This window comes from Actinomyces sp. ZJ308 (assembly GCF_011752065.1).
GTDB lineage: Bacteria > Actinomycetota > Actinomycetes > Actinomycetales > Actinomycetaceae > Actinomyces.
On record NZ_JAAIJY010000027.1, the window covers coordinates 1 to 25,747 of the forward strand.

At 64.7% G+C, this 25,747-nt stretch carries 23 protein-coding genes, 1 tRNA gene, 1 other RNA gene and 1 pseudogene; 9 read left to right on the plus strand and 17 right to left on the minus strand.

Going from position 1 to position 25,747, the window contains the following annotated elements; genetic code table 11:
* Positions 1-118 (plus strand): annotated as a pseudogene (locus tag HCR68_RS14300) (GntR family transcriptional regulator); the annotation flags it as partial.
* A 25-nt stretch (positions 119-143) separates the two neighbouring features.
* Here HCR68_RS14300 and HCR68_RS10970 read toward each other — a convergent pair.
* Positions 144-734 (minus strand): methylated-DNA--[protein]-cysteine S-methyltransferase, encoded by a 591-nt coding sequence (locus HCR68_RS10970; RefSeq protein ID WP_167149419.1) that lies wholly within the window; start codon positions 732-734, stop codon positions 144-146.
* 1,198 nt (positions 735-1,932) lie between these two features.
* On the opposite strand from HCR68_RS10970, the gene HCR68_RS10975 reads away from it, so the two are divergent.
* The 5 genes from HCR68_RS10975 (at position 1,933) to HCR68_RS10995 (ending at position 6,000) form a co-directional block, all read left to right on the plus strand.
* Positions 1,933-3,231: a hypothetical protein gene (locus HCR68_RS10975; RefSeq protein ID WP_167149421.1), complete on the plus strand. Its 1,299-nt coding sequence runs from the start codon at positions 1,933-1,935 to the stop codon at positions 3,229-3,231.
* 71 nt (positions 3,232-3,302) lie between these two features.
* The gene (locus HCR68_RS10980) at positions 3,303-3,584 is read left to right on the plus strand and encodes a hypothetical protein (RefSeq protein WP_167149423.1); all 282 of its coding nucleotides are present in this window, start codon (positions 3,303-3,305) and stop codon (positions 3,582-3,584) included.
* A gap of 283 nt (positions 3,585-3,867) precedes the next feature.
* Positions 3,868-4,212, plus strand: a complete 345-nt coding sequence (locus tag HCR68_RS10985; protein WP_208320590.1) for a hypothetical protein — start codon at positions 3,868-3,870, stop codon at positions 4,210-4,212.
* On the plus strand, positions 4,209-5,447 hold the full coding sequence (locus tag HCR68_RS10990; RefSeq protein ID WP_167149425.1) for a relaxase/mobilization nuclease domain-containing protein: 1,239 nt from the start codon (positions 4,209-4,211) through the stop codon (positions 5,445-5,447). Before HCR68_RS10985 ends, HCR68_RS10990 begins: the two co-directional genes overlap by 4 nt.
* Positions 5,398-6,000, plus strand: coding sequence for an SNARE domain-containing protein (locus HCR68_RS10995; RefSeq protein WP_167149427.1), 603 nt, complete (start codon positions 5,398-5,400; stop codon positions 5,998-6,000). The genes HCR68_RS10990 and HCR68_RS10995 overlap by 50 nt, the downstream gene beginning before the upstream one ends.
* A gap of 82 nt (positions 6,001-6,082) precedes the next feature.
* Here the strand turns inward: HCR68_RS10995 and HCR68_RS11000 are convergent, their stop codons facing one another.
* Both HCR68_RS11000 and HCR68_RS11005 read right to left on the minus strand, forming a co-directional pair.
* Complete coding sequence (locus tag HCR68_RS11000; RefSeq protein ID WP_167149428.1) at positions 6,083-6,715, minus strand: hypothetical protein; 633 nt, start codon at positions 6,713-6,715, stop codon at positions 6,083-6,085.
* A 106-nt stretch (positions 6,716-6,821) separates the two neighbouring features.
* Positions 6,822-7,670 (minus strand): hypothetical protein, encoded by an 849-nt coding sequence (locus tag HCR68_RS11005; protein ID WP_167149430.1) that lies wholly within the window; start codon positions 7,668-7,670, stop codon positions 6,822-6,824.
* Positions 7,671-7,832: 162 nt separating this feature from the next.
* On the opposite strand from HCR68_RS11005, the gene HCR68_RS11010 reads away from it, so the two are divergent.
* Positions 7,833-8,075 (plus strand): helix-turn-helix transcriptional regulator, encoded by a 243-nt coding sequence (locus HCR68_RS11010; RefSeq protein WP_167149432.1) that lies wholly within the window; start codon positions 7,833-7,835, stop codon positions 8,073-8,075.
* Here HCR68_RS11010 and HCR68_RS11015 read toward each other — a convergent pair.
* From HCR68_RS11015 to ftsE, 9 genes are all read right to left on the minus strand, one after another.
* On the minus strand, positions 8,063-8,302 hold the full coding sequence (locus HCR68_RS11015) for a hypothetical protein (RefSeq protein WP_167149434.1): 240 nt from the start codon (positions 8,300-8,302) through the stop codon (positions 8,063-8,065). The two genes, HCR68_RS11010 and HCR68_RS11015, sit on opposite strands and share 13 nt — an antisense overlap.
* An 11-nt stretch (positions 8,303-8,313) precedes the next feature.
* Positions 8,314-8,859 (minus strand): antirestriction protein ArdA, encoded by a 546-nt coding sequence (locus HCR68_RS11020; RefSeq protein ID WP_167149436.1) that lies wholly within the window; start codon positions 8,857-8,859, stop codon positions 8,314-8,316.
* A 782-nt stretch (positions 8,860-9,641) separates the two neighbouring features.
* Positions 9,642-9,893: a hypothetical protein gene (locus HCR68_RS14000; RefSeq protein ID WP_208320591.1), complete on the minus strand. Its 252-nt coding sequence runs from the start codon at positions 9,891-9,893 to the stop codon at positions 9,642-9,644.
* 144 nt (positions 9,894-10,037) lie between these two features.
* Complete coding sequence (locus HCR68_RS14010; RefSeq protein WP_208320592.1) at positions 10,038-10,343, minus strand: hypothetical protein; 306 nt, start codon at positions 10,341-10,343, stop codon at positions 10,038-10,040.
* A 278-nt stretch (positions 10,344-10,621) separates the two neighbouring features.
* Positions 10,622-10,992, minus strand: a transfer-messenger RNA (tmRNA) gene (gene ssrA, locus HCR68_RS11030).
* A 182-nt stretch (positions 10,993-11,174) separates the two neighbouring features.
* The gene (gene smpB, locus HCR68_RS11035; protein WP_167149438.1) at positions 11,175-11,711 is read right to left on the minus strand and encodes an SsrA-binding protein SmpB; all 537 of its coding nucleotides are present in this window, start codon (positions 11,709-11,711) and stop codon (positions 11,175-11,177) included.
* Between the two features lie 161 nt (positions 11,712-11,872).
* The gene (locus tag HCR68_RS11040; RefSeq protein WP_167149440.1) at positions 11,873-13,189 is read right to left on the minus strand and encodes a M23 family metallopeptidase; all 1,317 of its coding nucleotides are present in this window, start codon (positions 13,187-13,189) and stop codon (positions 11,873-11,875) included.
* Between the two features lie 6 nt (positions 13,190-13,195).
* Positions 13,196-14,113 (minus strand): permease-like cell division protein FtsX, encoded by a 918-nt coding sequence (gene ftsX / locus HCR68_RS11045; protein ID WP_167149442.1) that lies wholly within the window; start codon positions 14,111-14,113, stop codon positions 13,196-13,198.
* 12 nt (positions 14,114-14,125) lie between these two features.
* The gene (gene ftsE, locus HCR68_RS11050; protein ID WP_167149486.1) at positions 14,126-14,815 is read right to left on the minus strand and encodes a cell division ATP-binding protein FtsE; all 690 of its coding nucleotides are present in this window, start codon (positions 14,813-14,815) and stop codon (positions 14,126-14,128) included.
* Between the two features lie 215 nt (positions 14,816-15,030).
* On the opposite strand from ftsE, the gene HCR68_RS11055 reads away from it, so the two are divergent.
* A complete protein-coding gene (locus HCR68_RS11055) occupies positions 15,031-15,603 on the plus strand; it encodes a hypothetical protein (protein ID WP_167149444.1) in 573 nt (190 codons plus the stop codon).
* On the opposite strand, the gene HCR68_RS11060 is transcribed toward HCR68_RS11055, so the two are convergent.
* From HCR68_RS11060 to HCR68_RS11075, 4 genes are all read right to left on the minus strand, one after another.
* Complete coding sequence (locus HCR68_RS11060; RefSeq protein ID WP_167149446.1) at positions 15,596-16,270, minus strand: single-stranded DNA-binding protein; 675 nt, start codon at positions 16,268-16,270, stop codon at positions 15,596-15,598. The genes HCR68_RS11055 and HCR68_RS11060 overlap by 8 nt on opposite strands.
* A gap of 168 nt (positions 16,271-16,438) precedes the next feature.
* Positions 16,439-17,941 carry a GTPase gene (locus HCR68_RS11065; protein WP_167149448.1) on the minus strand — a complete coding sequence of 501 codons (1,503 nt, stop codon included), beginning with the start codon at positions 17,939-17,941 and terminating at the stop codon, positions 16,439-16,441.
* Positions 17,938-19,539 carry a GTPase domain-containing protein gene (locus tag HCR68_RS11070; RefSeq protein ID WP_167149450.1) on the minus strand — a complete coding sequence of 534 codons (1,602 nt, stop codon included), beginning with the start codon at positions 19,537-19,539 and terminating at the stop codon, positions 17,938-17,940. Before HCR68_RS11070 ends, HCR68_RS11065 begins: the two co-directional genes overlap by 4 nt.
* Positions 19,540-19,868: 329 nt before the next feature.
* Positions 19,869-19,941 (minus strand) — tRNA-Arg (locus HCR68_RS11075).
* Positions 19,942-20,336: 395 nt separating this feature from the next.
* Between HCR68_RS11075 and HCR68_RS11080 the strand changes: the two genes are divergently transcribed.
* On the plus strand, positions 20,337-23,030 hold the full coding sequence (locus HCR68_RS11080) for an ATP-binding cassette domain-containing protein (protein ID WP_167149452.1): 2,694 nt from the start codon (positions 20,337-20,339) through the stop codon (positions 23,028-23,030).
* An 88-nt stretch (positions 23,031-23,118) separates the two neighbouring features.
* On the opposite strand, the gene HCR68_RS11085 is transcribed toward HCR68_RS11080, so the two are convergent.
* Entirely contained in the window at positions 23,119-25,692 is a 2,574-nt protein-coding gene (locus HCR68_RS11085) for a serine/threonine-protein kinase (protein ID WP_167149454.1), read from the minus strand.
* Positions 25,693-25,747 lie beyond the last annotated feature (55 nt).

Here is a 25,747-nt window from a genome sequence, read left to right on the forward strand (position 1 = left end):
GATCAGCTCGGCGAAGGCTCATCGGGCCATGCTCCAGGCCGCCCGCGCCGGAGACGCCCAGGCCTACCGCCAGGCCATCACCCAGCACTACGCCCCGCTCCTGGCAGCCCTCACCTGAGCCGACCGGGGCCCGCCGGCTCAGGTCACTCGAGCCCCTGGGCACCTTCACGGCTCAGCAGAGCGGTCTTCACCGCGGCCCCATAGCGGAATCCTCCGATACTCCCGTCTGAACGCCGGATCCGGTGACAGGGGATGAAAAGCGCCGCCGCGTTACGCGCGCAGGCTGAGGCCGCGGCCCGAGAAGCGGACGGGTTCCCGCTGAGACGAGCGAGCTCGGTGTAGGTCAGAGTCGTGCCGGCCGGAATCTCTCGCATCCGGGACCAGGCCCGCTCGATGAAGGGGCCACCTGTCTGGAGAACAGGCACCTCTCGGGGCTCGTTGTCCTCACCGCGGTAGTAGGAGCGCACGGCGGCGACGGCGCGCGCCAGGAGCCCGTCGATCTCCTCGACCGAGCACTCCTTGATACGAGACGGCCTCAGGCTCGGATGGATGAGTCCGGCCAGCTCCGTGGTCTGAGAGGTCCATCCGGAGGCGAGCACGTACTCGGTCCGATCGGCTCCGTCACCGACGCAGTCGTCAGCACCGTCGGCGCCACCATGACCAGTGACGATGGTGAAGGGGCCGTCCGGGGTGCTCACGGTGAAGCTGCGAGCAGTGGCGTTCGTTGTCGTCATGACGCCAGGCTACGCAGTGCTCCAGACGCGTTCCACCGGTTCCGTCCTTCGGCCACGACACAGCGGAGGGCCCGCTCGAACCTAACCGTTCAGCGGGCCCTCTCATGGGAGTCGTGGGGCTCAGGGTGCACGTGTCGAACTCATCCCGGCGCGAGACCACCTACTGCTGGTGACGATCGCTGCGTAGAGCGGCGATGTGGCAGAAGCAGACTGGAGCGCCACTCATTTGACCCGCAGTTGACATGCTTGGTAGAGTCTGGCGCACGCACTTTCAAACGAAGCGCCAAGGTGTCGGGTCGCCCGTTGTACGACGAAATCCCAGCTGCCGTCGAATCTTGCAGGGCGGAACTCATCGGGTCGACAGGCACAGAAGCACGACGAACCGATATGGCCGTTGCATAGGAGACGTAAGACCGTTCTGGCGAGGTTCACCCACGGGGTGAGTTATGTCTACTACCCAGACGACCAACGATTTAGCCGCGCTCTCGGTCCCGGCCACGGGGGCCGCCGCCCTCATCGGTGTCGACCCCCGCACGCTCTCTAACTGGCGCACACAGGGCATCGGCCCGGCCTTCATGCGCGTCGGTACGCCCCACTCACGCACGCTTTACCGTCTCGATGACCTGCGGGCCTGGCTCAACACCAACCGGATCGAGACACCCACTTTAGGCGGTGGCACGATGACCTCCGCCGGCCTCTCCCCCGCTGACCCCTGTAGCAGCTTTGACAGCCACTCGTGCAGCGGTTCTGCTACACGTCGTGCTACACCGTTTCCCCTCGAATACCAGGCGAACCGTCGCGAAGTAGCAGAAGCGGTAGCAGTTCGTAGCAGAGCCGCTGCAAGAGCTGCTACAGCGTTCCCCCTGACATACCAACCGAAACAGGCCCTTGTAGCAGATGTAGCAGTTTTCGGTAGGTCAATGGCACAGAGATGTTTTCACGTAGAACACGTGCATCTCTGTACCTTCTGTACCTCCTCGCCTGCTCCTGAGTCTGAAACCGTGCTCTATCAAGGAAAACGGATTACGCGCGCAGGCGCGATTCGGTGGGGTTCAGGTACAGAACGCGTTACACGGATCTGTACCTCTGTACCTCTTCCAGGTGCAGAAGGCACCGATGCGTACCCGAGGGCTGGGGCCTCACATGACACGGTTAGTGGGTTCCCACGTGCCCCACGCTCAGCAGGAAAGGACTCGCCATGAGTGACAGCAACATGATCGACCTCTTGGAGGACAAGCACCCAGTGCGTGTCTACAAGTTCGTTCAGCACCTCGATGGGACGGACTGGACTCTCGACGCTCTGGAAAAGGGCTTCAGCCACCGCACCATCAAGGGCTGGGCCTGGATTCTCCATGACCAGGACGTCGGTACCGATCACGTCCACGTCCTGCTATGGACCCACAAGGAGATCAGCCCGGAGGTCCTCGCCTCGTGGTTTGCATTGCCCGGCCCGCAGGCCCAGAAGGTGCGCGGCGGCAAGGCCGCGATCAAGAATGAGCTCGACTACATGCGGCATCAGGACCGCAGTTCACAGGACCTCGGCAAGGTCCGTTATCCCGACTCGGCGATCCGCACCGTCCCTGGCTGGGACTGGTTGGCCTTCGACCGGGAGATGGATGAGCGCCGCATCCTGTCGGGTAGCAGTCGGCAGCGTTCCCGCAACGTCGCGCAGGCCATGAGCAGAGGTCTTTCGGTGAGGTCTGCACTCACGCGCTCGACGACGACGGAGACCCGTCTGCGTCGTGCTCGGGCGCGCTACCTCCTGGCGCAAGAGCCGCCGCTGTTTCGGCTCGCGTTCTACATGTACGGCAGTGACGCCCTTCTCGTGGACGCGATCGGCCAGGGTCTCGCCGAGGCACTGGCAGGGGGTCATGATGAGGTGTTCGTCGCCAAGGACGGCATTGACGAGTACGACGGGGAGCGCGTCCTCTACTGGAACACATCCACGTCTGAACTGGTCCCAGGAGATGACCTGCGAGGTGCCGCACTGGTAGCGGCACTTGACGTGTTCCCAAGCAGGACGCCGGTCAGCACGAGGTTCGGACACACCCAGCTCATCCACGAGTTCACCGTCATTAGCGGCACACAACCGTACCTCAGACCGAAGGCGCCCCTAGGCGGTTTTCGCGAGTTCTTGGAGGCGATGATGAACCACTTAGCACCCGCACGTCTGCCGGTCCTCGTCCTTGTGAGCACCGACGAGTTGGAGGTTCAGGTGAACGCCGGACTCCTCGACGAAGGCACGTTCGACCAGTATCTCACCCTGGGACGTTTTCGGATGAACCTCCACAAGGTTCTCGCCCATGCCCGCGGTCTTCCCGAGAAGCAGCGTCGTGCCGTCGAGCGCGACGCCACCCGGCGGCAGGTCGCGCCGGTCCTTGAGGCCAGGGATCGGGTCATTGGGGCGCTCACCCCGTCTGACTCCCCTGCTGGAGAGAGCCTGCCAAGCGCGCTGGAGCATTTGCTCGCCGAGATGGGTGAAGAGGTGGCCACATAACCCGCAGTACCCGCCCGTCAAGTGAGCAAACCGAGGAAACAGACCAACCAGTAGCCGAAAGGAAAGTCACCATGAGCACCACCAACCTTGAGCGGCTCATCGCCGACGAGCAGCGCAAGCACGCTGAGCGTCTCAAGCGCCTACGCACGCAGGCCGAGAAGCAGGAGAAGATCCTGTTCCAAGAGATCGCGCGCCTCCTACGTGCCCAGGACCCTGAGCGCTTCGAGCAGTACGCCGAGCACGTCAAGCAGCAGCGTGAGGCCGATCGCCAGGCGCGATCAGAGCGTGCGGCTGCCTCGCGTGCTCGGAAGAAGGCTGAGACTGGCAGTGAGGACGGTGGCCGGTATGAGTGACGCATGTCTGAACCGGCTCGGCGTCGCGAACACTGCATTGTCTGTCCCTGCCTCGGGCGCCAGGCAGGTAGGGGTGGCGTCCTCCTCGCCCACAGGGAGCGAAGCGAGCGAGGACGAGGGCCAGCGCACGGATGGAGGACACGGGAGCTTGCTCCCGATGTCCGACACCGTGCCTGCTGGCGCCATGAACTTCCACTCGCCCACCGTGCTCAGTACTTCGGGTGGAAGTTCATGTGAGCCTGCCCCAACGATGCAGAAGAAAGCACAGGGGGCAGGCTCACGGGTGACCCTCGACGCACATCTCGATGTGAGGGTCACCCAAGACGAGCGCGAGGCCGTCAGGCGTCGCGCGAGCACGCTCGGCGTGAGGCCGAGCACGTGGACGAGAGCCATCCTGCGCGACGCGCTGGACGAGCGTCGCCACGAGGTCGAGGCGCTGGCTGCGCAGGCGGCTGTGCCAGAACCCGCGCCAGAGCTCACTCGGCTTACTGAGCAGCTGCGTCGGGTTGGGGTGAACCTCAACCAGACCAGGCGCGCCGGTGACGCGGTGGACAGCAGCCTCTTGCACGACGTCCTGGCGGCGGTCACCGAGATACGTGCGTACCTCGGTGACGGGGTCTCGCTATGAGCACGGTCAACGTCCAACCCACGACGAGCGCACGAGCAGCCGTCACCTACGCGTTGCTGGGCACCGGCAAGCGCAGAGCACAGCACACAGCCGACGGCACAACGCGCGCGGCGGCGCTGTCGTGTTCTCTCAGGTCGGTCGAAGAACTCATCCTGCGAGCGGAGCTAGTCTCGGCAGCGCTGGGTCGTCGCAACGAGATGTACACGTACACGCAGAACTTCTCGCCCGAGGAGTTCGACGTTAGGAACCCCGAGCACGTGCAGCGCGTGCACGAGCTGGGTGTCATGCTCGCGAAGCGAATGAACACCGCAGACCACCTCGTGGTCACGCACACCGACAGCGCGGGTGGTCACGTGCACAACCACATATACGTCATCAACCACGACAACCTCACCGGCAAGGCGCTCACACGCTGCCGGTCGTGGTCGCGCGGTCTACGCCAGGTCAACGACGAGCTCATGCGTGATGAAGGATGCCAGGTGCTCCCATCGCCCGAGGCTCCCAAGCCGGACTGGGACCTACGACGCGGCGCGTTCAAGGACGGCGGCTTTGAGCAGGTGCTCGGTGACAAGATCGCCGAGGCGCTGATGGATGCTCGTTCTGTTGACCGCGGGGCCTTCGAGGAGGTCCTAGCCGAGCACGAGGTACGGCTGCGTGTCACCGATCGTGACGGGTGGACCTACTCGATGAGACGAGCAGACAACGGCAAGTGGGGCAGGCGCAAAGCCTCGTCCCTGTGCGACGAGTTCACAGCATCGGGCGTCCAGCCCATTTTCGAGTACCACGCCAAGAAGATGAAACACAACCCACGTATGAAAGGAAACCATAATGGGGCTTCTCGAACAGATGAGGGAGCAAGACGACTGGGACGCATCTACGGAGACCTTACCCAACTTGATCTCGAGGTTCGACAGCGTAGAGCAGCATCTATCCAAGCTCACAAAGCACATCTCGGATCAGACGGCCTACATGAAGAGCGCCGACGAGAATACGGCAACACAACTGGAGAGTCTGTTAACCTCGCATCCAAACGAGCAGCACTTGACCGAGTTCGTCGAGATGCGGAGCAGGCTGAGCGAGATCGAGAAGACGATCGTCGCCGTCTCCGAAACGCTCACCGCATCACAACACGTGACACTCCCCAACGGCACGACCATACGATCAGCAGATTTTCAGGCCTACAACTTGACGCAGGGAATCAACAACCAGCTCAAGACGATGGTTTCGAGCTGTGATCATCTTGCTAAGGAAGTCCGTCAACGCGGCACCGTTCGCATCAATACCGACAAGCTCACCCAGCATTGCGTTGGCGTCCTCGATAAACGACTAGCGCTGGCCGTCGAAGGCCCTTTACGGCGTCTCGAAGAAAGATTGGACGATCTCGAGAGACGCGTGTCCTCTCTGGGCGCGAAGGAAGTCTCTCGTGCTGTCGGCGAGGTTGAGCGGGTAACCGCCAAAATCGATGAGCTGATGGAAGCGATGCGAGACGCCGAGCTTCGTATTGACAGGCTCTCAGCCCGGGTGACCTGGGTGAGCGCAGGACGCATGTGTCTTGCGCTGCTTCCACTTGCCGTCGTGCTTCTGGTGGTCGGAGGCCTGACCTTGGGGGCCTTCCACGCACTCGGCGTGGGCCCCATTCTGGGCTGGGCGTGGGCATCGTTCGCAGCGGCTCAGGCATGGTGGGCCAAGGCATTAATCGCACTGGGGACGCTCAGTTGCGTTGCGGTCTTCATATGGCTCGTCGGGAGGGCCTCGCGCTGGATCGCCGATGAGTACGCGCGCTGGTAGCAATAACGACGCACAGAAATAGCGGGGCCCTGAGACCGTTGCGACGGTCTCAGGGCCCCGCAGACACCTTCGTGGAGCCAGGTCACATTGTTGTGAGCAGGTGGATCGTCTGGCCGGCGGCCAGAGAGATTAGTGGAAGGAATCCTCCTAGAGGTGAGAACGAGATGACGATCATGATGCCTGCTGTGATGGCGCTTCTCTTCGCCAGGGTGCGTAGCGGCAGGTCGAGCTTCGTGGCGATAAAGCCGAGTAGCACAGCGGGGATGGCCCAGATCAGAGTGGGGTTGATGAAGGAGAAGATGAAGCCCGCGACGTACAGGGGGTTGTCCTCGAGCACTTCTTCGGTGGTGGTGCCCTTGAGACCTTCGATCATCATGTCGAGCCCGAGCACATCGGATATCGTGGCTAGGGTCAGGCAGAAGGCACCTACCGCTACTAGGCCGGGTGCGAGCTCTCTAGCCTGTCGCCCCGCCGGGCTGTCCCATTGAGAGCGTAGCCACACCCAGAACCGGCTGTTGCAGGCGGCCTTGGTGATGATCAGTGACACAGGGACGAAAGCCACCGCCAGAATGACTATCACCGCAAGCGCGGCCGGGAAGATGACATCGCGATCGGGGTCGATCCCCATCACAGGTCTACCTGCGGCGACGATGTTCGCGGATATCACATCTATTGCCCTGAACTCCACGGCGACCAGTGCGATCCACACGAGCATCAGGGCCCACCACCGCTTACGTAGCACGCGACTGAGCGTCCAGGTGCGGGGCTGTGCACTTCTCATCTTTGCTTCTCCTCGTGGGCACCTCAAGGGCCAGTTGATCCTACTTTTTCTTGAGCCAGTTGCCCGAGGTGTCTCGCTCGTACTTCTTGGTCTCGTTGTTGACGAATCCGATAGTGCCGTCCTGCATCACGGTGATGCCGATCTCGGCGATATCGTCGCGGTGCTTGCCGTCGTACATCCGGAAGGTCATGTCGGTGGCGGCCGATGTGTCATCGAAGCTCGTAGCGCAGGACTCCACGATGGTGAAGCTGCTCGTGGAAGTCATGTACAGGCCCCTCTCGGGGTTGGACTCACTGAGCTTTTTGTTATCAAAGACGTCTTTCCTCCCCGGAAACAGGAAGGCAGCCACGTTCTGTGCGGGCGTTTTCTCCTCACCGCTACTGGTGCTCTCCTGCTCGAGCTCGGCCCGACGGGTGCTGAGCTCAGAGGCGCGGGCCTTGGTCTCCCGCTCGATCGCTGCGTCACTGGCCTTCTCACCGAGTTCCTCCTCGACATCCTCGCGGATCTCGTCCTCGGTGGCACCCCCGAACTCCTCGCGCAGCTGTTCATCGACGTTCTTGGCTCGCTTCGTCGCCTGCTGCTCCTTGGTCTGCTCGGGCGCTGACGCGACGACCTCGCCGCCACTTGCGTAGGTAACCGCGCCATCGACGGCGCACATACTCGATGAGTCGAGCTTGTGCGCGGTGAAGGTGACGCCGGTGACGGGAACCTGGTTGCCGTCCTTGGTGACGACGTCGATAAGCCCCTGAGGCAGCTGGGCAGTCGCTGTGCCCTTGGAGACGAAGTTGCTCAACGAGGCGAACTCGTAGACCTGGGCTGACGGGCTGCTCGCACCGCCTGAGGCGCCGCCGGACGGAGCGGTAGCGGCTGAGCACCCAGCGAGCGACACAGCACCTACGAGCAGGGCAAGAGTCAAGACGGTTCTGGAGGGACGGGACATAGGGGTACCTCGATTCGGTTGGTGGTTCAGGACGATCATACGGAACTCATCGCTTCCTGTAGAAGCGATGAGTTCCTGGAATCGATGGATTCCGCCTCTCACGATGGGGACGTGGCGACATCGTTGAGGCAGCGGCTTGGCGCGAATCTGCGCGCCGAGCGTCGTCGCCGTCAGCTCACGCAGGAGGACCTGGCTGAGCGGCTTGGGGTGACAGCCCGCTACCTGGGCGGTATCGAGCGGGCGGAGCGCAACCTGACGCTCGACTCCGTTGACGCCTTGGCCCAGGACCTCGGGATCGACGCCCTGGACCTGCTGGCCAACACGCCCGCAGAAGGGCCGATTCAACGCCCGTAGAGACGCTGAAGGACAGCCGGGCTCGGACTCAGCGATGAGGCCACGGCGCTCCAGCTCATTGCCTCGAACTCGACCAGCTCACGCACGTGGACAGCGATCGCCACATCCACAGCGTCACGCAGTGCCGCCAGGCTGCGCAGCTCAGACTCCCCCACTGAGAAGTGGGGGTCCTCATGTTGGACATGGAAGGCCGCGACATGGGCCCGGGCGTGCTCATAGGTCTTCATGCGCCCTCTCCTCAGAAGTCGCGGAAGACGAAGACGCCGCCACCAGAAGCATCAACGATGGTGAAGTCGTGCCGGCAGTCGCACTCGTACCTGTCCCAGTCGAAGTACCGGACAGCTTCCTCCGACCACTGGCAGAACACGCCACAGTCGTCGGCCCAGGACTCCACGAACTCGCGGAACGAGTCCCAGCAGCCCTGATCGGCCTCCTCGAACTCTCTGGCCGATGGCACGCCGTTGACATCCAGGGAGGGTGAGCAGTTCTCGCACCAGGCGAGAAACTCTTCCCAGCGGTCAACCCCGACGTCGACGAGGATCTCGCCCCAGGCAGCCGCCTGCGACTGCGAGATCTCACTGACACCACGTGGGAGGTAGTCAGAGTCAAGTACGACCACTTCTTCGCAGCCTGGGTAGACATGCTGCCGGCCTCCGTGGACCTCGGCGAGGGTCACCTCTTCGACCATGTCACAGGGGAACCAGCAGCCGACCAGGTGGCCACTGTTGTTGCAACTCAAGCATCCGAGCCACACAGCGGGATGAACACAGGTGTTCGTTGTCATTGGAACCTCCCAAGTAAGGGGAGGTCAGGCTGCGGCAGTCCAGTCTCGGTAAGGACGCTCACGGGGACAGCCCGACCTCCATTACCAACCTCGGGCCGTCGGCGACGGCCCCTGCCCCGCCCCATGCCCTGACGTTCAGGGTGGCGACCACGCCGTAGGATCGTTGATGAGTTCGACTGGACAAGGAGCGAATTGTGAGGTCTATGCCCACGTACAACGACAATCAGATGGTCGTCGCGTACTACCGGTACTCCTCCTCTTCCCAGAACGAGGCCTCTATCGAGCAGCAGCGCGAGATGGTCCACCGCTGGGCGAAGTCGCAAGGTCTCGTCGTCGTGAACGAGTACGAGGACGCAGCCAAGACCGGCACCAACGCCGACCGGCCTGGCTACCAGCTCATGCTGCGCGAGCTCCCGAAGATCAAGCCCGCCTATGTCGCGGTGTGGAAGAACGACCGTCTGGCACGCAAACGCGCCGAGCTGATCCTGGTCAAGCAGACAATCCGCAAGGCCGGTGCCCGTGTGCACTACATCGAGGGAATCTCCCCCACCGACTCACCCGACTCGATCCTCATGGAGGGCGTAGCGGACGCCTTCGCCGAATACTACTCGCTCCAGCTCTCAGCCAACATCCGACGAGGCCAGCGGTACAACGCCGAGCGGGCGCTGAGCAACGGCCACAAGATCTTCGGCTTCACCGTGGATACCGACAAGCGCTACATAGCGGATCCGGAGACCGCGCCCATCGTCACCCAGATCTTCGACGACTACGCCCACGGCATCTCAATGCAGAAGATCGCGGATCGCCTGAACGCCCAGGGTATCCGCACGATCCGTGGGTACCAGTTCACACCCAAGAACCTGAACAAGCTCCTGAAGAACCGCGTCTACATCGGTGAGTACTCCTTCGGGGAGCATGTCATCGAGGACGGTATGCCCCGCCTCGTCGCCGACAACGTCTTCGAGCAGGTCCAGCGCAGGTTCGCAATCAACAAGCGTCGCGGGGCCAAGACGAAGGCCGAGCTGGCCGCCCAAGGAGAGGAAGCGCCCGACTACTGGCTCACAGGGCGAATGTACTGCCTGACCTGCGGGGGACCGATGGAGGGCGTGAGCGGCACGTCCAAGACAGGCCGGACCTATCGCTACTACTACTGCCTCAATCAGCGCAAGAAGAAGTGCTCAGCCAAGACGGTGCGCAAGGACGAGATCGAGACCCGCGTCACGGAGATCATCGAGTCCTTCCTCCATCAGCCTGACATGCTGGCCTCGTTGGCTGTCGACTTGGCCGACCACTACCACGAGACCCACGAGCGCGGCGATGAGATCCTCAATGCGCTGGAGGCCCGCAGAAGAGATATTGAGACCAAGCTCGCCAACTTCGTCAAGGCGATCTCCCAGGGGATCTTCAACGAGTCGACCGCTGAGGCCATGAACGCCCTGGAGGCCCAGAAGCAAGAACTCGACGCCGCGATCCAGACCGAGCACGTCAAGGCTGCCCTCTTTGAGGACAAGGTCTCAATCGGAGCGTTCTACAAGAGGTTTGCCGAGGCCACGATCGACACCGTCGACACGCGCGACCGACTGTTCGACTACTTCGTCGACAAGGTCTTCGTCGGGCGGAACCAGATCGTCATCGCGTCCTACTACTACGACAGCGAGAAGCACATCGAGTTCGAGGACCTGGAAGAGACCCTTCTCAGCGGGGACAGAGCAGGGGAAGTGCGAACCTATGCTCGAAAGCACGAGTTCGACACTTCCCCCTCAGGTGGAGATGGGGGGAATCGAACCCCCGTCCGACGGGCGCACAACAGGACTTCTCCGGGTGCAGCTCGCTAGCGATTTTCTCGGCCCCGGCGTCTCACGCGAGCAAGGACGCCGACGGGCTCAGTCGATAGAGAGTCCCAAGAGCCCTACCGACACGGGCTCTCAGCAGTGGCTTCCTAGATGACGCCAGGAACCGGGGCGGAAGCGCTCCCCGGGCTGACGGACTTCGAGGCTCGCTCAGGCGGCGAGGGCGAAGTCGGTGCGAGTGTTATCGGCACCTATTGGTTCGCGCAGAGCGTTGACGAGATGACTGCGCATCCTCGACCCGCTTCTCCTGAACCTACGACCGTCGTCGAAACCGATCATCCCCTGTGGACTTGTCACCGGTCTCCCGAAGGGGGCCGGAACATGCTCCCGATGGAGCCAAACAATCCTAGCAGCACAGAGGGGTGAAAGCACCGGGTCATGGATGCTCAGCGTGTCACACGATCATGCAGCCGGGGCTTCCGGGACGGGCATCTCACAGACGGAACGCCACGGCCGTCCGTCCTCTCAGCCCCGACGCCGGTTTGCTGCCGCCATGGCTCGGGCGGCCTCCCGCTTGTCCTGGGCCTCACGCAGTGCCTGGCGCTTGTCCCAGTCCTGCTTGCCTCGCGCCAGGGCGATCTCCAGCTTGGCGCGTCCACCGATGAAGTACAGCTCCAGCGGAACCACGGTGTAGCCCTTGGCCTGGACCCTGGTCTCAAGGCGCTCCAGCTCGGTGCGGTGCAGGAGGAGCTTGCGCTTGCGGCGTGGGGAGTGGTTGTTCCACGTCCCTTGCAGGTACTCGGGAATGTGGGCGCCCTGGAGCCAGGCCTCACCGTGGCGGTCGATCTCGACCCAGGCCTCAGTGAGCGAGGCGCGCCCCATGCGCAGTGCCTTGACCTCGGTACCGGTCAGAACCAGCCCCGCCTCGTAGCGGTCCTCGATGAAGTAGTCGTGGACGGCCTTGCGGTTACGAGCCACTGTCTTGTGGGCGTCGGAGGCGGCCTTGGCCTTCTGCCCAGCGGTGGGCTTAGGAGCCCGACCGGACCTTGCTCCAGGAGTCATCGGCCTGTCCTTTCACGAGTACGGGATTCGAGCGCGCCCGTGTCAGCACGGCCCGAGGCGTTCTCAAGCAGCCCTCTGGTCCCTGACCCGGCCGCGGAACCACGGCGTGGCACGAGGATGCGCAGGCTCAGGAGTTTACGGGGCGCGTCAAGACGACTCGACTAGAAGCCGGGCAGAGACATCGGGTCGATGTAGACCCCGTCCTGAGCCACCTGGAAGTGGACGTGCGGTCCCGTTGCGTAACCGGTCGAGCCGGTGGAGCCGACGACGTCACCGCGGTTGACGTACTGACCGTCGGCAATGGTGCGTCCCGAGAGGTGGCACAGAGTGATGACGTAGGAGTGCCCGTCGATGATGCCACCGTTGATGTCGATGCCGATGCCGCAGGACTCGGAGTTCCAGTAGGTGGCCACTCCGGAGACGGAGGCGTACTGCGGTGTTCCCTCACTGGCAGCGAAGTCGACCCCCTGGTGCCCGGTTCCGGTTCCGGTGACCGGGTGAACGCGGTAGCCGAAGGGCGATGTCACCTCGAGCGGACCGGTGATCGGGTGACCGATGTACCCGTCTCCCAAGGAGTCTGAGGCGATCGAGCTGGAAGGAACTGATGGCATCGTACCGGCGCTGGCCGCAGCCCGGTTGGCGGCGTCGATCTCGGCGACCCGAGCGGCCGCTGCCGCTGCATCGGCGTTGGCCTGGTCGAGCTGAGCCTGCAAATCACTCTTACGGCTCTCCAGCGCTGACGCGGCTGCCTGCTTATCAGCAGCCAGCTTGGCGACCTCGTCCCGCTTGGTCTGGGCTGTATCCCGAGCAGTCTTGGCATTCGACTCAGCGGTGTCGGCCTCGGTCTTGAGCGTCCCCACTCGCGTTGTAGCGGCGTTCTGCCTGGCCTCACGGTTGGCGTTCTGAGCGCGCTCGACCTCGGCGGCGGAGAGAACCGCCTCCTGGACCCCTGAGCCGATCTCGACGGCGGAGGCGCGTTGGTTGAGGTCCTCGACGTCCTGTGAGGCGAGGACATAGCTCCAGGAGGTGACCGAGTTGTCACCCTGGTAGGTGGACACCACGATCTCCGCCACGGAATCCGAGGTCTCCGAGGCGGTCTTCTTGGACGCCTCCGACTCCTGCTTGACCGTGTCGAGACTGCTCTGCGCCGTGGTCAGGCGGTCACTCGCGATCTGCTGCTCCCTCTCCTTCTCGGCCAGGGTGTTCTCGGCACTGGTCAGCTCATCCTCCGCGGCGGTCAAAGAGTTCTGGGCGTTCTGCAACGAGATGTAAGCCTGTCCCAGATCGGCGCTGACCCCCTCGAGGGAGGAGATAACCTCCTGCTGCTTGCGCTGCGCCTCGTTCTGGTTCGCGACGGCGTCATCGCGTTCATCAGCCAGGGAGATGTCACCGGAGTAGAAGAAGGCGAGGCTGGCGGCGGCCAGGGCGCAGATCGCGGCGCGTCGACGCGAGTGGCGAAGGGACAGGCAAGACAGCATGTGAGATCAGACCCTCGTGTACTTGGACAGTGAGAAGGCGGATGAGACCGCAGCCAGGGCGATGGCCGCAAGGATCAGCCAGGGCGACAGGAGGAGGACGTCCCTGGTGCTGATGAAGGCGCTCGTGAAGGAGATCGAGGATGCGAGCCACCCCTCCACGACATATCGGACGCCCACCCACAGGGTGGCCACGGCCAGGACCGCTCCGGTCAGGGCCGCGATCATTCCCTCGAGGATGAAGGGCAGCTGGATGAAGAGGTTGGAGGCGCCCACCAGGCGCATGATCCCCGTCTGGCGGGCACGGGATATGGCTGACAGCCTGATGGTGGTCGAGATGAGCAGAACCGCGGCCACTGCCATGATGGTTGCCAGCCCACCTGTGATCCAGGAGGCGCGGTTCATCACAAGGAAGAGAGGCTCCAGGGTGGAGCGCTGGTCGACCACGCGCTCCACGCCGCTGTGTCCCTCGAACTGCTCGGCCACCAGCTTGTAGTTCTCCGCGTCCTTGAGCTTGATGCGGAAGGACACGGGCATCATGTCCTCCGTGGCGTTTCGCCCCACGGCCGAGTTGGCGTAGGCCTTCATGAAGTTCTGGTAGGCCTGCGCCTTGGTCTCCATCTGATAGGACTTGACATAGCCGGAGGGGGCGCCGCTGGTGATGAGCTTCTCGACGTCGCTGATCTGAGCCTCGGTGGCCTCGCCGTTGGCGCAGTTGGAGGAGGCAGATGCCTTCGGGCACATGTAGACCGAGACCTCGACCTTGTCGTACCAGTCGCCCTTCATGGTCGAGATCTGGCTCTGCAGCAGCGACGATGCGCCTACGAAGAGCAAGGACACGAAGGCGACGAGAATGACCGACACCGTCATCGCCAGATTACGGGACATGCCCTTGGCGGTCTCCGAGAGGATGAAACGCAGTCTCACAGTTCTTCTCCTTCAGCGGTCCGAGCCGTAGACACCGCGGTCCTGGTCGCGCACGACCTCACCGCCCTTGAGCTCGATGACGCGTTTACGCATCTGGTCAACGATCTCGTCGTCGTGAGTCGCCATGACGACCGTGGTCCCCTGCCGGTTGATGCGGTCGAGCAGACGCATGATCCCGACCGAGGTTGAGGGGTCCAGGTTTCCGGTGGGCTCATCGGCAAGGAGAAGCTTGGGCCGGTTGACCATGGCGCGGGCGATGGCGACGCGCTGCTGCTCACCCCCGGAGAGCTCGTGCGGGAGACGCCTCTCCTTGCCTGCCAGCCCCACAAGGTCGAGGGCCTCCGGCACGGCGGAGAGGATGTAGTGGCGGGGCTTACCGATGACCTGGGACGCCAGCGCCACGTTCTCCAGGACGTTCTTGTTCTCCAGGAGCCGGAAGTCCTGGAACACGAAGCCGATCTCCCGGCGCAGCTGAGGCACCTTCCATGAGGAGATCTGCGACAGGTCGCGTCCCAGGACGTGGATGCGTCCCTTGGTGGGGCGCTCCTCACGCAGGACAAGACGCAGGAAGGTCGACTTCCCTGAGCCCGAGGCGCCCACGAGGAACACGAACTCGTCGCGGTTGACCTTGATGTCGACGTCGTCAAGTGCCGGACGCGCCCCGCGTTTGTAAACCTTCGATACGTGGTCGAAGCGGATCATCTGCTCGTTGCTCCCCTGCTGCGCCCCGAGCACGGCGCCCGGGTTCATGGCGTTACGGTCACCGTATGCGCCAACACGCCAATTTCCCGCCGTGACACGCCCACCATCGATGTGGCTTGTCCTGGCGACACCAAGGTGTGATGCTCTTGTGATCGGAGGAACCGGACGAACCGCGCTCCAACAGCTGACCGGGAAGGCGTTCTAGGCTTGGCCGCATGAGTGAGATCTCCTTGTCGCAGGCATTGTCACGGGCCTTCGAGGATCGCGTCGATCTGGGGTCCTGGGCAGGTTTCACCCCTTCACTGGCCCAGTTCCTCGATGAGGTGTGCCGGCCGGAGCCGAGACCGGCCACGCAGTGGGGAGAGGCTCCCGACCAGGCCATTGATCCCTCCGGAGGAACCCTGCTGCTGACTGCTCCCGTCCCCATGGTCAAGGCGGAGGAGCTGGTCCAGGAGGGGCGCTGGTCGCGACTGCTGTCGCGGCTGGCGCTGTCGGCTGCCCCTGTCCCGTCGCCTGACCTGCCGGGCATGGTCCTCATCGGTCGCTCCGACGGGATCGAGGTGTCTCTACCCGAGCTTGATGCACAGGGCAGAGTGCTGCTCGGTCCCACCGAGCGAAGGATCCTGGGCGCGATCGGATGGCAGGAGACCAGTCATGTCTTCACCCGGCTGCTCCCCGACGGCGAGGAGACGGCCGAGCTGGTGACCCGCATCCTCATTGAGGTGCTCGAGGTCGCTCATCCCGCGGACCTCGACTATCTTCTCCGCGCGCATTCCGAGGTCAGCTGATCTCCGTCGCCTCCTCGACGAGATCGTCGGCGAGCTCATACGCCGGCCATTGCCGCCCGGTCTCCAAGGAGGTCGGACCGATGACGGCGGGCTCGGGGCTCTGAGACGGCGCATAGGACTCCGATGAGCCTGCAGGGGGCTCAGTCTCCTGCGAGACGAGGTCCGAGGTACTCGAGGTACTCGAGTTGCTACTGTCGGCCGGCCCCTCGGTGTCCCAGTGATCCGATGAGACGCGGTACTCGCTGCCGGACTCGACCTCGGTGTCACCGGCACCGGCTCCTGAGGAGGCGGAAGGCGCTGACTCCGAAGCCCTGACTCGCGCGAAGCGGGACTCTCCTCTGGTCAGGTCATGCCCCGCGGCCTGCAGCGTGATGACGTTCGTCTCGTGCTTCCTGCCGTTGCTCTCCCATGACTCCTGAGAGAAGCGCCCGGTCAGCAGGACCGCATCGCCTTTGCGCACCGAGTGACTCAGGTTGACGGCGAGCTGGCCCCACGCCTTGGCGGTGAACCAGATCGTGTCGGCGTTGTTCCAGCCCTGATCGGTGCGGTAGGTCGGTGTCACGGCGACGCGAAGACGGCAGTAGGGACGGGCGTTGTCCCCGACACGGGACAGGACCGGATTCGTTCCGACAACGCCCTGGACGGTGAGTTCGAGCTGACGAGTCATGAGGAGGCTCCTTGGTCGTGAGCGGGCGGCGCTCTGCCGCCCCTTGACCACAACCGTGCTCGTCAGACCCCTCACCCGCCCAACGGTCCCCGCGCTGCGTCCCCGCACGAACGCCAGCAGGTGCAGCACCGTCGGCTGTGGCCACCGAAAGACCGCGGAGATTCTGGCTTACAGTCCCAGGGCGGCCTGCAGCACCCGATGCTTCTCCAGAACTCTGGCGGCGGGCCGGCTCAGGCCGCGCTCGACCACGGACTCCAGTCGAGCACGCACCTGCTGCCCGTAGCGTTCAGCCTCGCGGCGTGCCCTGGTGCGCCGACGCACCGTGGCCAGCAGGACAGCCATGATCCCGAGGACGATGAGGCAGACGGGGACGATCTCGATGCTCTGGCGCAGCGCCTCAAGCCCCTCCCGGACCACGGAGGCGACCAGCCACGACACCCCGCCGATGGCCAGGAGCAGGCCGCCCCACCACAACAGGTCGATCACCGGCTGACGGTGTCCCGGCAGCGGGACGGAGCCGACCGCCTCAGCGGTCTGTCCCGCCAGGGTCTCAGGCGGGACCACGGACGACTCCATGCTTCGGGCCCAGGCCGGCGGCAGCCCCTGCGAGGTGCGGTGAACCCAGGTCGAGTGAGCCGAGGCCACCGCGGTACGAGAGGGAGGCTCAGGACGGGCCAGGGCCCTGGGTAGGACCCGCGACAGACCGGCTCTCACCGAGTCCTCCACCGCCTGGGCTCCTGAGGCCTGCAGCAGCACCTTGGTGGCGTCCTCGGTCAGATCGGCATTGAGCTCCACCTTGTTCTTAGCCACCGTGGGACGCAAGCGCCGCGTGATCGCATCGAGCTCGGCAGAGGCGGTACGAGCCGCATTGGACTCCCGGGCGACGCGCTGGCGCAGCAGACCGCGTACGACGTCGAGATTGTCACCGCGCACCGCCGACACCGGCAGCACCTGAACCCGGCTGAGACCGTCCTCCTTGAGAAGAGAGCCGACGTCGTCGAGCAGGCTCGCCAGTCCACTCTCCGGAAGGGTGTCCACCTGGTTGACCAGGACGAGCATGTCCTCCTGACGGGCGCCCAGCCCGCGCAGGTAGCCGTCGTGAAGGGCTGCGTCGGCGTACTTCTGCGGATCAACGACCCAGACGAGGATGTCGGCCAGCGGCACAAGTCGGTCCACCTGCAGCGAGTGCTCCGTGGTCACTGAGTCGTAGTCGGGGACGTCGAGCAGGACCAGGCCGGACATGCTTCCCTGGTCCTGTGCGTCAAGAAGTGAGTCCCTCCGGATCCGCCGCTCCGAGGAGACCCCGAGAAAGTCCAGGAGCGGACCGGCATCGTCGCCCCAGGAGCAGGCGGCGGCCCGCGACGTCGTGGGCCGGCGCGCACCGACATCGGCGAAGTTCAGCTGGGTCAGGGCGTTGAACAGGGATGACTTTCCCGAGCCGGTGCCCCCGAACAGTGCCACGACCGTGTGATCCACTCCCAGTGCCAGGCGTTGCGCCACGGCATCAAGCGCCTTGTGAGCGGGGATCGACAACGAGGCCGGCACCTCGGTCGGGCACGTGCGCAGGGCATCTCGAACCGCGTTGAGACGGGCGTCGAGGCGCGCGGCGTCGAGCACCTCGAAGTCCGTCTGCGTGGCGGACGAGGCGGAGGAGGCGTTGGGCTGGCTCATGCTGTGGCTCCGGGACGGGTGAAGGGCTTGAGCTCGCCCGAGCGCAGGCGCAGCGCAGCGGCGAACCCAGGAGCGGGGGCGAGCGAGGTCGCCGCCCCCTTGGGGACTGTGGCGGTCAGCGCCTCCGTAACCGCTTCCACCAGGAGGGTACCGGCCTGAAGGGTCTGCTCCTCCAGCCCCAGACGCCTGGCGGCTAAGACGGCTCCGTCGACACCGGCGGCCGCGGAGATGAGGAGGTCGATGACGCTGGCGGGGGTCAGTCTACGAATATCCTGCGGAATCTCGATATTGGCCTCGAGGTAGCCGACCCAGGCATCGATGGTCGCCACCGCTTCATCGCCCTGCCCCAGGATCTTGGCAGCACGCTCACCGGCACCCACCTCGGCCCAGGCTCGCTCCGCCTTGGCACTCAGGGCGGCGATCGCGGCCTGGAGCTGGTTGGCAAGTGCCTCGCGGGCATCGTTGGCCAGGTGGGAGAGCCCCTCGGCACGGGCCTTGTCCGCCTTGCCCAGGAACCCCCTGCGCATCCTGCTGCCCTGCGCCAAGGAGGCCAGCGGGCCGCCGGATGAGGCCAGGGTGATCCACCGGGTGGCGGTAGCCCCCTGGCCCGCGGAGCCGGATGTGATGTCGGCGCTCAAGGACTCGATCGCTCCATCCCTCAGCCGCTGACACTCCTTCTCCAGGTCCTGCGCCACCGCCTCCTGGGCATCGACGTCATCAGCCAGGTGCTCGAGGTCAGTGCGCAGGGTGCTCCACACGCCTCTGCCCGTACGACGCACAAGACCGGCGGCGCGGTGACGGCCGGCAAGGAGCTGCAGCCAGTCGCGCAGCTCGGTGACCCCTTCACCCGACAGCAGCCCCTCGTGCGGTCCGGCGTCCGGGACGACGAAGAACGGCGCCTCCGACAGCCCCAGCCCCTGCAGTCGGGTGATGAGGTCGCGGCGCACCTCGGCCAGGATCGTTGCCGGCACCCGGTTGAGAACCACACCGATGGGGGTCTCGCGTCGTGCGGCCTCCTCCAGGGTCATCCAGGGCGTCTGGTCGCCGTAGCGCGCCGCGGTGGTGACGAAGAGCCACAGGTCGGCCGCCTCCAGCAACCTGCCTGCCAGCGTCCGGTTGGCCTCGTGCACGGAGTCCAGGTCCGAGGCGTCGATGAGAGCCAGGCCCGCTGGGATGGCAGCGGAGACCTCCTGACGGCATACCTCCGTCAGAGGGTGCTCGCTCAGCGACTCCATGTCCTCGGGGTTGGCCACCAGGACGGGGACCCGAGTGGTGGGCCGCAGCACTCCGGCGTCCGAGACCTCCTGGCCGAGCACGGAGTTGACGAGGGTCGACTTTCCCGCACCCGTGGAGCCTCCGACAACCACGATGGACGGGATGTCGGCGTCCTGAAGTCGGGGAATCACCTGATCACGGACCTGTCCGATGAGGCCGTCGCGCAGCGTGCGCGCAGCCTCGATGCCATGGGAGCTCAGGGTCAGGTCGAGGCGCTCGAGGTCCCTGACCAGGTCAGTGAGGACATCGAGGAGCTGGACACGACTCAGCGAGGAGACGGGGGCATCGTCCTCGGAGTGGTGCGAGGGGACAGGAGCGGGCATGTGCCAACACTATGAGCACATCAGGGCAGAGTCGACGATTGATCTCGACAGTTCGCGCCATGAGTGTCGGGAGCTCGGCGAGAATCTCCTGTTACTCCACTGTGATGATCGAGATCATGCGCCCGACGTCGCGAAAGCGAGGAGCACCTCCCCTCAGAGGCACGACAGACCGGGACCGGACCAGGACAGACGCAGACCGCCACCGGCGGCTCATACGGCAGGCAGGACCATCAGTCCTCGGCAGGACATCGTCGTCACGCCCGTGCGACCCAGCGGCCCGAGTGGTCGGTCATCCTAGGAATCTCAACCTTTTCGAGGCCGATACCCAGTGCCCCCGGCCGGACTCGAACCGGCAACCTGCGGATTAGAAGGCCGATGCTCTATCCATTGAGCTACGGAGGCGTGCGCAAGCGCTCGACCAGCCTACGCCATCAGCGGGGAGGCTCCAGTCCCCGACGAGAGTCGCCCCAGCGTCGCCTTCAACACCAACAGGCGATCACGAGCCGGTCACGCCGCCATTACGGGAGCACATCCAACCGGGCGTGCGGCCGATTCCGCACGCCCGCTTACAACCAGCCTCCGCGCCGCTCTCCACACGGGCTGCAACGCAGCCGTGACAGCACTGCAACCACGCTGTGACCAGCCAGAACGACAGCCCGTGGCGATCAGCGCCCTGGACCACGACAGAATCTCAATGTAGTCAACCTCATACTGGATAGTCCTTACTCTTAGCGATGACGGCGAAACCCCAGTATCGTGGCCGGAGCCCCGCCGCACGCCCCTGGAAGGACCGCGCCTTGCCCACTCCCGCACTCATCGTGCGCTCCCTCTCTGCTCAGGCCTCGCTGGATCCTCATACCTTCACCACGCCTTTCACCGTGGGAAGGTCACCTGACAGCGATGTTCAGATCGTCCACCCCCTCGTGTCTCGAACGCATCTGCTGGTGACCCCCACCCCATCCGGGTGGGCCGTGAGCTGCCAGGGACGCAACGGCATGCTCGTCAACGGGGCCGTCACACGTGAGGCGCTCGTGACCCAGGGCACTCGAATCCAGCTGGGTGACGCCTCAGGACCGGCTCTGGGACTCACCCCGGTCGTCTCCGACGCCGCTCCTCACGCCGGGCCCCCCATTCAGTCGCAACCGATGGGTCAGCCTGTCCGATCAGCACCGAGCGCACCCTTCATCCCGTCCCAGCCAAGCGCGGCTTCAGCGCCACAGGCCACCCCCCACCCCCAACCTCCTTCCTCGGGTCTCCCCCCGACAACAGCCGTCCCGTCACAGGCCCGCCCCATGCCCCCGGCCATGAGCTCAGCGGGTTCAGCGGCCACCTACGTCGCCTCCGGAAGCCCGCAGGGAGCGCCGTCGTCGAGCTCGGCGAACTCCGGCGTCTTCCCCTCCTCCCGACACACGCTCAAGTCCTTCCGCATCACCTCCTCGGGCACTATCGGGCGAGCCCCCGACAACACCCTCGTTCTGGACGACCCGCTCATCTCCAAGCACCACGCCCGTATTGACGTCTCCGCCAACGGCATGGTCGTCACCGACCTGGGATCCACGAACGGCGTCTACGTCGCCGGCCAACGAGTCTCACAGGTCCAGGTGACCCAACCCGTGCTCCTGGGACTGGGATCGACCTTCATCGCCCTGAGTCCCGATGGGCTGTGTGAGGTCCAGGTCGCAGGCGGTGCCGGCGGCGAGCTGGTGGGCAAGGACCTGACCTTCCGCGTCAACAACGGCAGCCTGACGCTGCTCGACGGAATCTCCTTCTCACTTCCCGGCAACGAGCTGCTGGCCGTCGTCGGACCGTCAGGAGCCGGTAAGTCGACGCTGCTCAAGGCCCTCACCGGTGAGCAGAAGGCTCAGGAGGGCCAGGTGCTCTTCAACGGGCTGGACGTCTACGAGCACTATCCGGTGATGCGCAACAAGATCGGAGTCGTCCCCCAGAGCGACGTCATCCACTCCGCTCTGACCGTCCGCAAGACTCTGGAGTACGCCGCCGAGCTGAGATTCGCCAAGGACGTCACCAAGACCGAACGGCGTCAGCGCATCGCCGAGGTGCTGGAGGACCTGGATCTGACCGCGCACGTGGACAAGCGCATCAAGAAGCTCTCAGGAGGACAGCGCAAGCGAGTCTCCACCGCCATCGAGCTGCTGACCCGTCCTAGCCTGCTCTTCCTTGACGAACCCACCTCCGGCCTGGACCCTCAGCTGGATCGCGACGTCATGGACCTGCTGGCATCCCTGGCCCACGGGACGCGCCCCGGTGACAGCGGCCGCACCGTCGTCGTCGTCACCCACAACGAGAACCACATCGATCGGGCGGACAAGGTCCTCATCCTGGCGGCCGGCGGAAAGCCCGTCTACTACGGCTCCCCCCGCGAGGTGCTCTCCTACTTCCGCCAGCGACTCAACGAGATCGCCTCCCAGGGACGCCTCCTGCTCAACACTCCCAAGGGCACGCTGCCCGACCCGCCTGCCGTGGACGGCTACGCCGATGTCTATGCGCTCATCCGCAACCACACTGCCGAGCTGCGCCAGTACATGGAGGCCACGGTGCCCTCGACGCGGCGCGGCGGGGCTCCCGCAGCGGCCGCCGCACCGGCCACTCAGGAGAAGCCGCCCAAGCAGCAGTCCGTGCTCCGGCAGGTCTCAACGCTCGTGCGACGTCAGCTGAGGATCGTCGCGGCCGACCCCTCCTACCTCGCCTTCATGCTGCTGCTCCCCATCATCATGGGACTGCTGACCAAGGCGATCGAGGGCAGCGACGGCTTCGCGGTCCCCCACTACCCGGAGCCGACACCTCCGACACCGGAGAACCCCACTCCCCAAATCATCAAGTACTCCAGCCAGGCCATGCAGCTGCTGGTCATTCTCATCACCGGGGCGGCCTTCTCCGGCATGTCGGCCACCATCCGCGACCTCATCGGGGAACGGGACGTCTTCCTACGAGAGAAGGCCGTCGGGCTGAGATCCGGCGCCTACCTCTTCTCCAAGGCAGTCATCCTGGCTCTCATCACCACCGTTCAGACCGCGCTGATGATGGGAATCGCCCTGGCGCTCAACAAGGGCCCCACCGATGCCGTCATCCTGAACGGGTGGCCGGGACTGGAGCTGGCCTTCTGCTGCTGGGCCGTCGCCTTCGTCGCCGGCCTCCTGGGACTGGCGGTCTCGGCGATGGTCTCCTCCTCCGAGCAGGTGATGCCGGTGCTGGTGGTCACCATCATGGCTCAGCTGGTCCTGTCCGGAGGCATCATCCCGATCTCAGGACGCGCGGTCTTCGAGCAGCTGGCGTGGTTCATGCCCTCCCGATGGGGCTACGCGATGGCCGCCTCCACCTTGGAGATGCTCGCGATCATGCCCAACCGCGACGACGCGCTGTGGAAGCACGAGACCGCGCAGTGGCTGACGAACTACGGCCTGCTCTCGGCCATCGGCCTGGCCTGCATGGTGGCCTGCTACATCGCCCTGGCCCGCCGAGGGCGGCGCTGACCTCACTCATCACAGCCACTCACTATCGTCCGTACAGGCGCCGGGGTGCCAACCCAGCTGGTTGGCACCCCGGCGTCCGTGTATGAGGCTATCTGCTGGTGATGCTGGATACCACCAGGTCGTAGTCATAAGTGGTTCCCTGACCAAGCATCAAACGGGCACCGCTATCCCCGTCCAGTGGCGACGCCGTAGCGACATAGGTCCCCTGAGTCTTCCACCCGACCTTGCCGGATTCCGGAGAGACTGCGACAACTAGGGCACCGGTCTCGTCGGCAAGGTAGCCCAGCTTGCCGACCTGCATGAGGAGCTGCCCATCCCTTAGTCCACCTATGGGTCTGATATTGCATTCCTCACCTTTGGCGGGCTCAGGAAGCGAGAGCCTCTTGCCACCAACCTTGGCTGTGCACGCCTTCACATCGATCGAGACATTGACAGTACCCTGGGGACCGATGACAGGGATGGTTGATGACGACGCCTTCGCCAGCGCCCCGTAGGCCTCCTTCAGTGCTGAGGAGTCCAAGGGAACTGATGCGGCCCACCGGTGATTCTCAGTGAAACTTCCCGATACGGTGCCCGCCTCACTGCCATCGGCCTTGTAGATCGTGGCGCCCGACGACGTCACTCTCGAAAAGGCCTCCGGCCCAGTCTCGATATTGACTCCACCGGGGAAAGGCTTGTCGCCGGCGAAGTCCGGCTCCTTGCCGGTCTCGGACATCAGGACAGCACCATCCTTGGCGGACAGCACCTGGACCTGTTTGGACTTGCTCTCATAGGCCAGGACAAACCCGTTGCGAACTCGCCCTTTCTCATAGTGCCCGCCCACACGCCATTTCTCCTTGCCCGCCGTGTCATAGGCGATCAGAGGACCATCGGTGGCCGTTCCCTTGCCGGAGGAGACCACTGCGACGTCGGTTGTCGCTCCCAGGAAGGTGGAGCCCTCAGGGAACGGAGCCTTGGAGGTCTTGCCGCTGTCACTGACCAGTGACGCACCTCCAGTCAACTTGATGCAGAGCAAGGACGTGCCCGCCCAGAACCGAGCCTCATCGCATTCTCCGCTCCACACCTTGCTGGTGCCCTTACGCGTCAGATCGAACAGGTGCACCTTGCCCATATCGGAATACACGAGCATTCGCCTGTCCTCGGAGAGATAGGGGTCATCGACGTCGGTATAGCGCTGGTCCTCTTGAACGCGGTCGCCCTCGGGTAGTGCCGCTGGCCAGGCGTTACCGACGTCCGGTCCGGAGAAGAAGTACCACCAGGTAGCACTCGCCCCGACGACCGCCAGAACGGTGACGACGACGGCCGCTGCGACCCACCGGCGACGCCACCACCGCTTCGGGACGCCGGCAGCCGCCTCGGAGGACACGTACCCGGCTCCCTGGGGGGCGACCTGCGAGGAGAAGGGCGCGAGAGAAGCCCCGTTGGCCGAGATAGCCGGGTTGACTGAGGCAGCCGGGTTGACAGCGCTACTGCCGGGCATGGTCGCCATGGTCGGCGCAGTGGCTCCCATACCTCCTTGGAGACCTCCCTGGAAGCCGTGTCCAGCCTCCAGCCGGCCGGGAGCGTGGGCGTGCTGCCCGGCTACCAGGGTCGGCGCCACCGGTTCCATCGGCACCGTCCCCGCATGCGGGGCGGAACCCGCCTGTATCGTCTGCATCGTCTGCGCCGTCACCGCATTCGCCGTGCGGCCCGACGACGGAGCGTCCCAGTCGTAGGGGACGACCGAGGCCGTCGACTGAGGCGGCGACGCAAGCCTCGGGGCTGCTGGAAGACCTGCCAGCGCGGACTGCATGACCTCCAGGCGCTGAGCGACGAACTCGATGGAGGGACGCATGTCGGGCTGCTTCGAGGTCATCAAGGCGATGAGCTCCCACAGGGCGTCAGGAACACCGTAGGGACGGCCCGGGTCACGACGCGCGTGCTGACTGAGCAGCTGGGCGGGCTGCCCCACGAACGGGGGCGTTCCGCAGGTCATCTCATAGAGCATGATGCCCAGCGAGTAGATGTCGGCCGCGGAGGTCGGGGCCTGCATCGACAGGATCTCCGGAGCCATGTACAGCGGGGTACCGATGGCCCCGGTGAGGTGGGATGCGGAGAAGGTGTCACAGATGCGAGCCACTCCGAAGTCCGCCAGGCGAGGCACGACGGCATCCGGCACGACCCCTCCTGGGGCGACGCCGGTGGCAACCGTCTCCGCCGGGTCACCGCCGCTGCTCGGGCGCGAGCTGAGCAGGACGTTGGCGGGCTTGATGTCCCGGTGAATCACCCCGGCCTGATGGACCGCGGTCAGTCCCCGAGCGATGCGCGCGCCCAGGGCGGCCACCTGCGCGGGAGGCAGCGAGCCGCGAGCCCTCAGCAGATCACGCAGGTCTCCACCGTTGACGTAGTCCATGACGATGGCGAAGGTCGCGCCCTCAATGACGACATCACGAATAGCGACGACATAAGGGCTTCGCACCCGAAGCAGCGTTGATCGCTCCTTGATGAAGCGCTCAACGACGTCGGGGTTCTCCACGAGATCGGCGCGCAGCACCTTGAAGGCCAGGACCTCGCGGGCGTCAGTACGCCGACCGCGCCAGACCTCGCCCTGGGCGCCCGCACCGATCCGGGCCTCCATGATGTAGGAGCTTCCGAGGTGACGAAGGGCGGGGCTTTGGGACATAAGGGCTCCGTGTCGCTCAGGGGCAGTCAGGCTTGGCAGAGACCTTATCGCGATA

Coding starts and splice junctions, on each gene's coding strand:
- HCR68_RS10970 (WP_167149419.1), bottom strand. CDS start 734: ATGACGACAACGAACGCCACTGCTCGCAGCTTCACCGTGAGCACCCCG.
- HCR68_RS10975 (WP_167149421.1), top strand. CDS start 1,933: ATGAGTGACAGCAACATGATCGACCTCTTGGAGGACAAGCACCCAGTG.
- HCR68_RS10980 (WP_167149423.1), top strand. CDS start 3,303: ATGAGCACCACCAACCTTGAGCGGCTCATCGCCGACGAGCAGCGCAAG.
- HCR68_RS10990 (WP_167149425.1), top strand. CDS start 4,209: ATGAGCACGGTCAACGTCCAACCCACGACGAGCGCACGAGCAGCCGTC.
- HCR68_RS11000 (WP_167149428.1), bottom strand. CDS start 6,715: ATGCTCGTGTGGATCGCACTGGTCGCCGTGGAGTTCAGGGCAATAGAT.
- HCR68_RS11015 (WP_167149434.1), bottom strand. CDS start 8,302: ATGAAGACCTATGAGCACGCCCGGGCCCATGTCGCGGCCTTCCATGTC.
- HCR68_RS11020 (WP_167149436.1), bottom strand. CDS start 8,859: ATGACAACGAACACCTGTGTTCATCCCGCTGTGTGGCTCGGATGCTTG.
- smpB (WP_167149438.1), bottom strand. CDS start 11,711: ATGACTCCTGGAGCAAGGTCCGGTCGGGCTCCTAAGCCCACCGCTGGG.
- HCR68_RS11040 (WP_167149440.1), bottom strand. CDS start 13,189: ATGCTGTCTTGCCTGTCCCTTCGCCACTCGCGTCGACGCGCCGCGATC.
- ftsE (WP_167149486.1), bottom strand. CDS start 14,815: ATGATCCGCTTCGACCACGTATCGAAGGTTTACAAACGCGGGGCGCGT.
- HCR68_RS11055 (WP_167149444.1), top strand. CDS start 15,031: ATGAGTGAGATCTCCTTGTCGCAGGCATTGTCACGGGCCTTCGAGGAT.
- HCR68_RS11060 (WP_167149446.1), bottom strand. CDS start 16,270: ATGACTCGTCAGCTCGAACTCACCGTCCAGGGCGTTGTCGGAACGAAT.
- HCR68_RS11065 (WP_167149448.1), bottom strand. CDS start 17,941: ATGAGCCAGCCCAACGCCTCCTCCGCCTCGTCCGCCACGCAGACGGAC.
- HCR68_RS11070 (WP_167149450.1), bottom strand. CDS start 19,539: ATGCCCGCTCCTGTCCCCTCGCACCACTCCGAGGACGATGCCCCCGTC.
- HCR68_RS11085 (WP_167149454.1), bottom strand. CDS start 25,692: ATGTCCCAAAGCCCCGCCCTTCGTCACCTCGGAAGCTCCTACATCATG.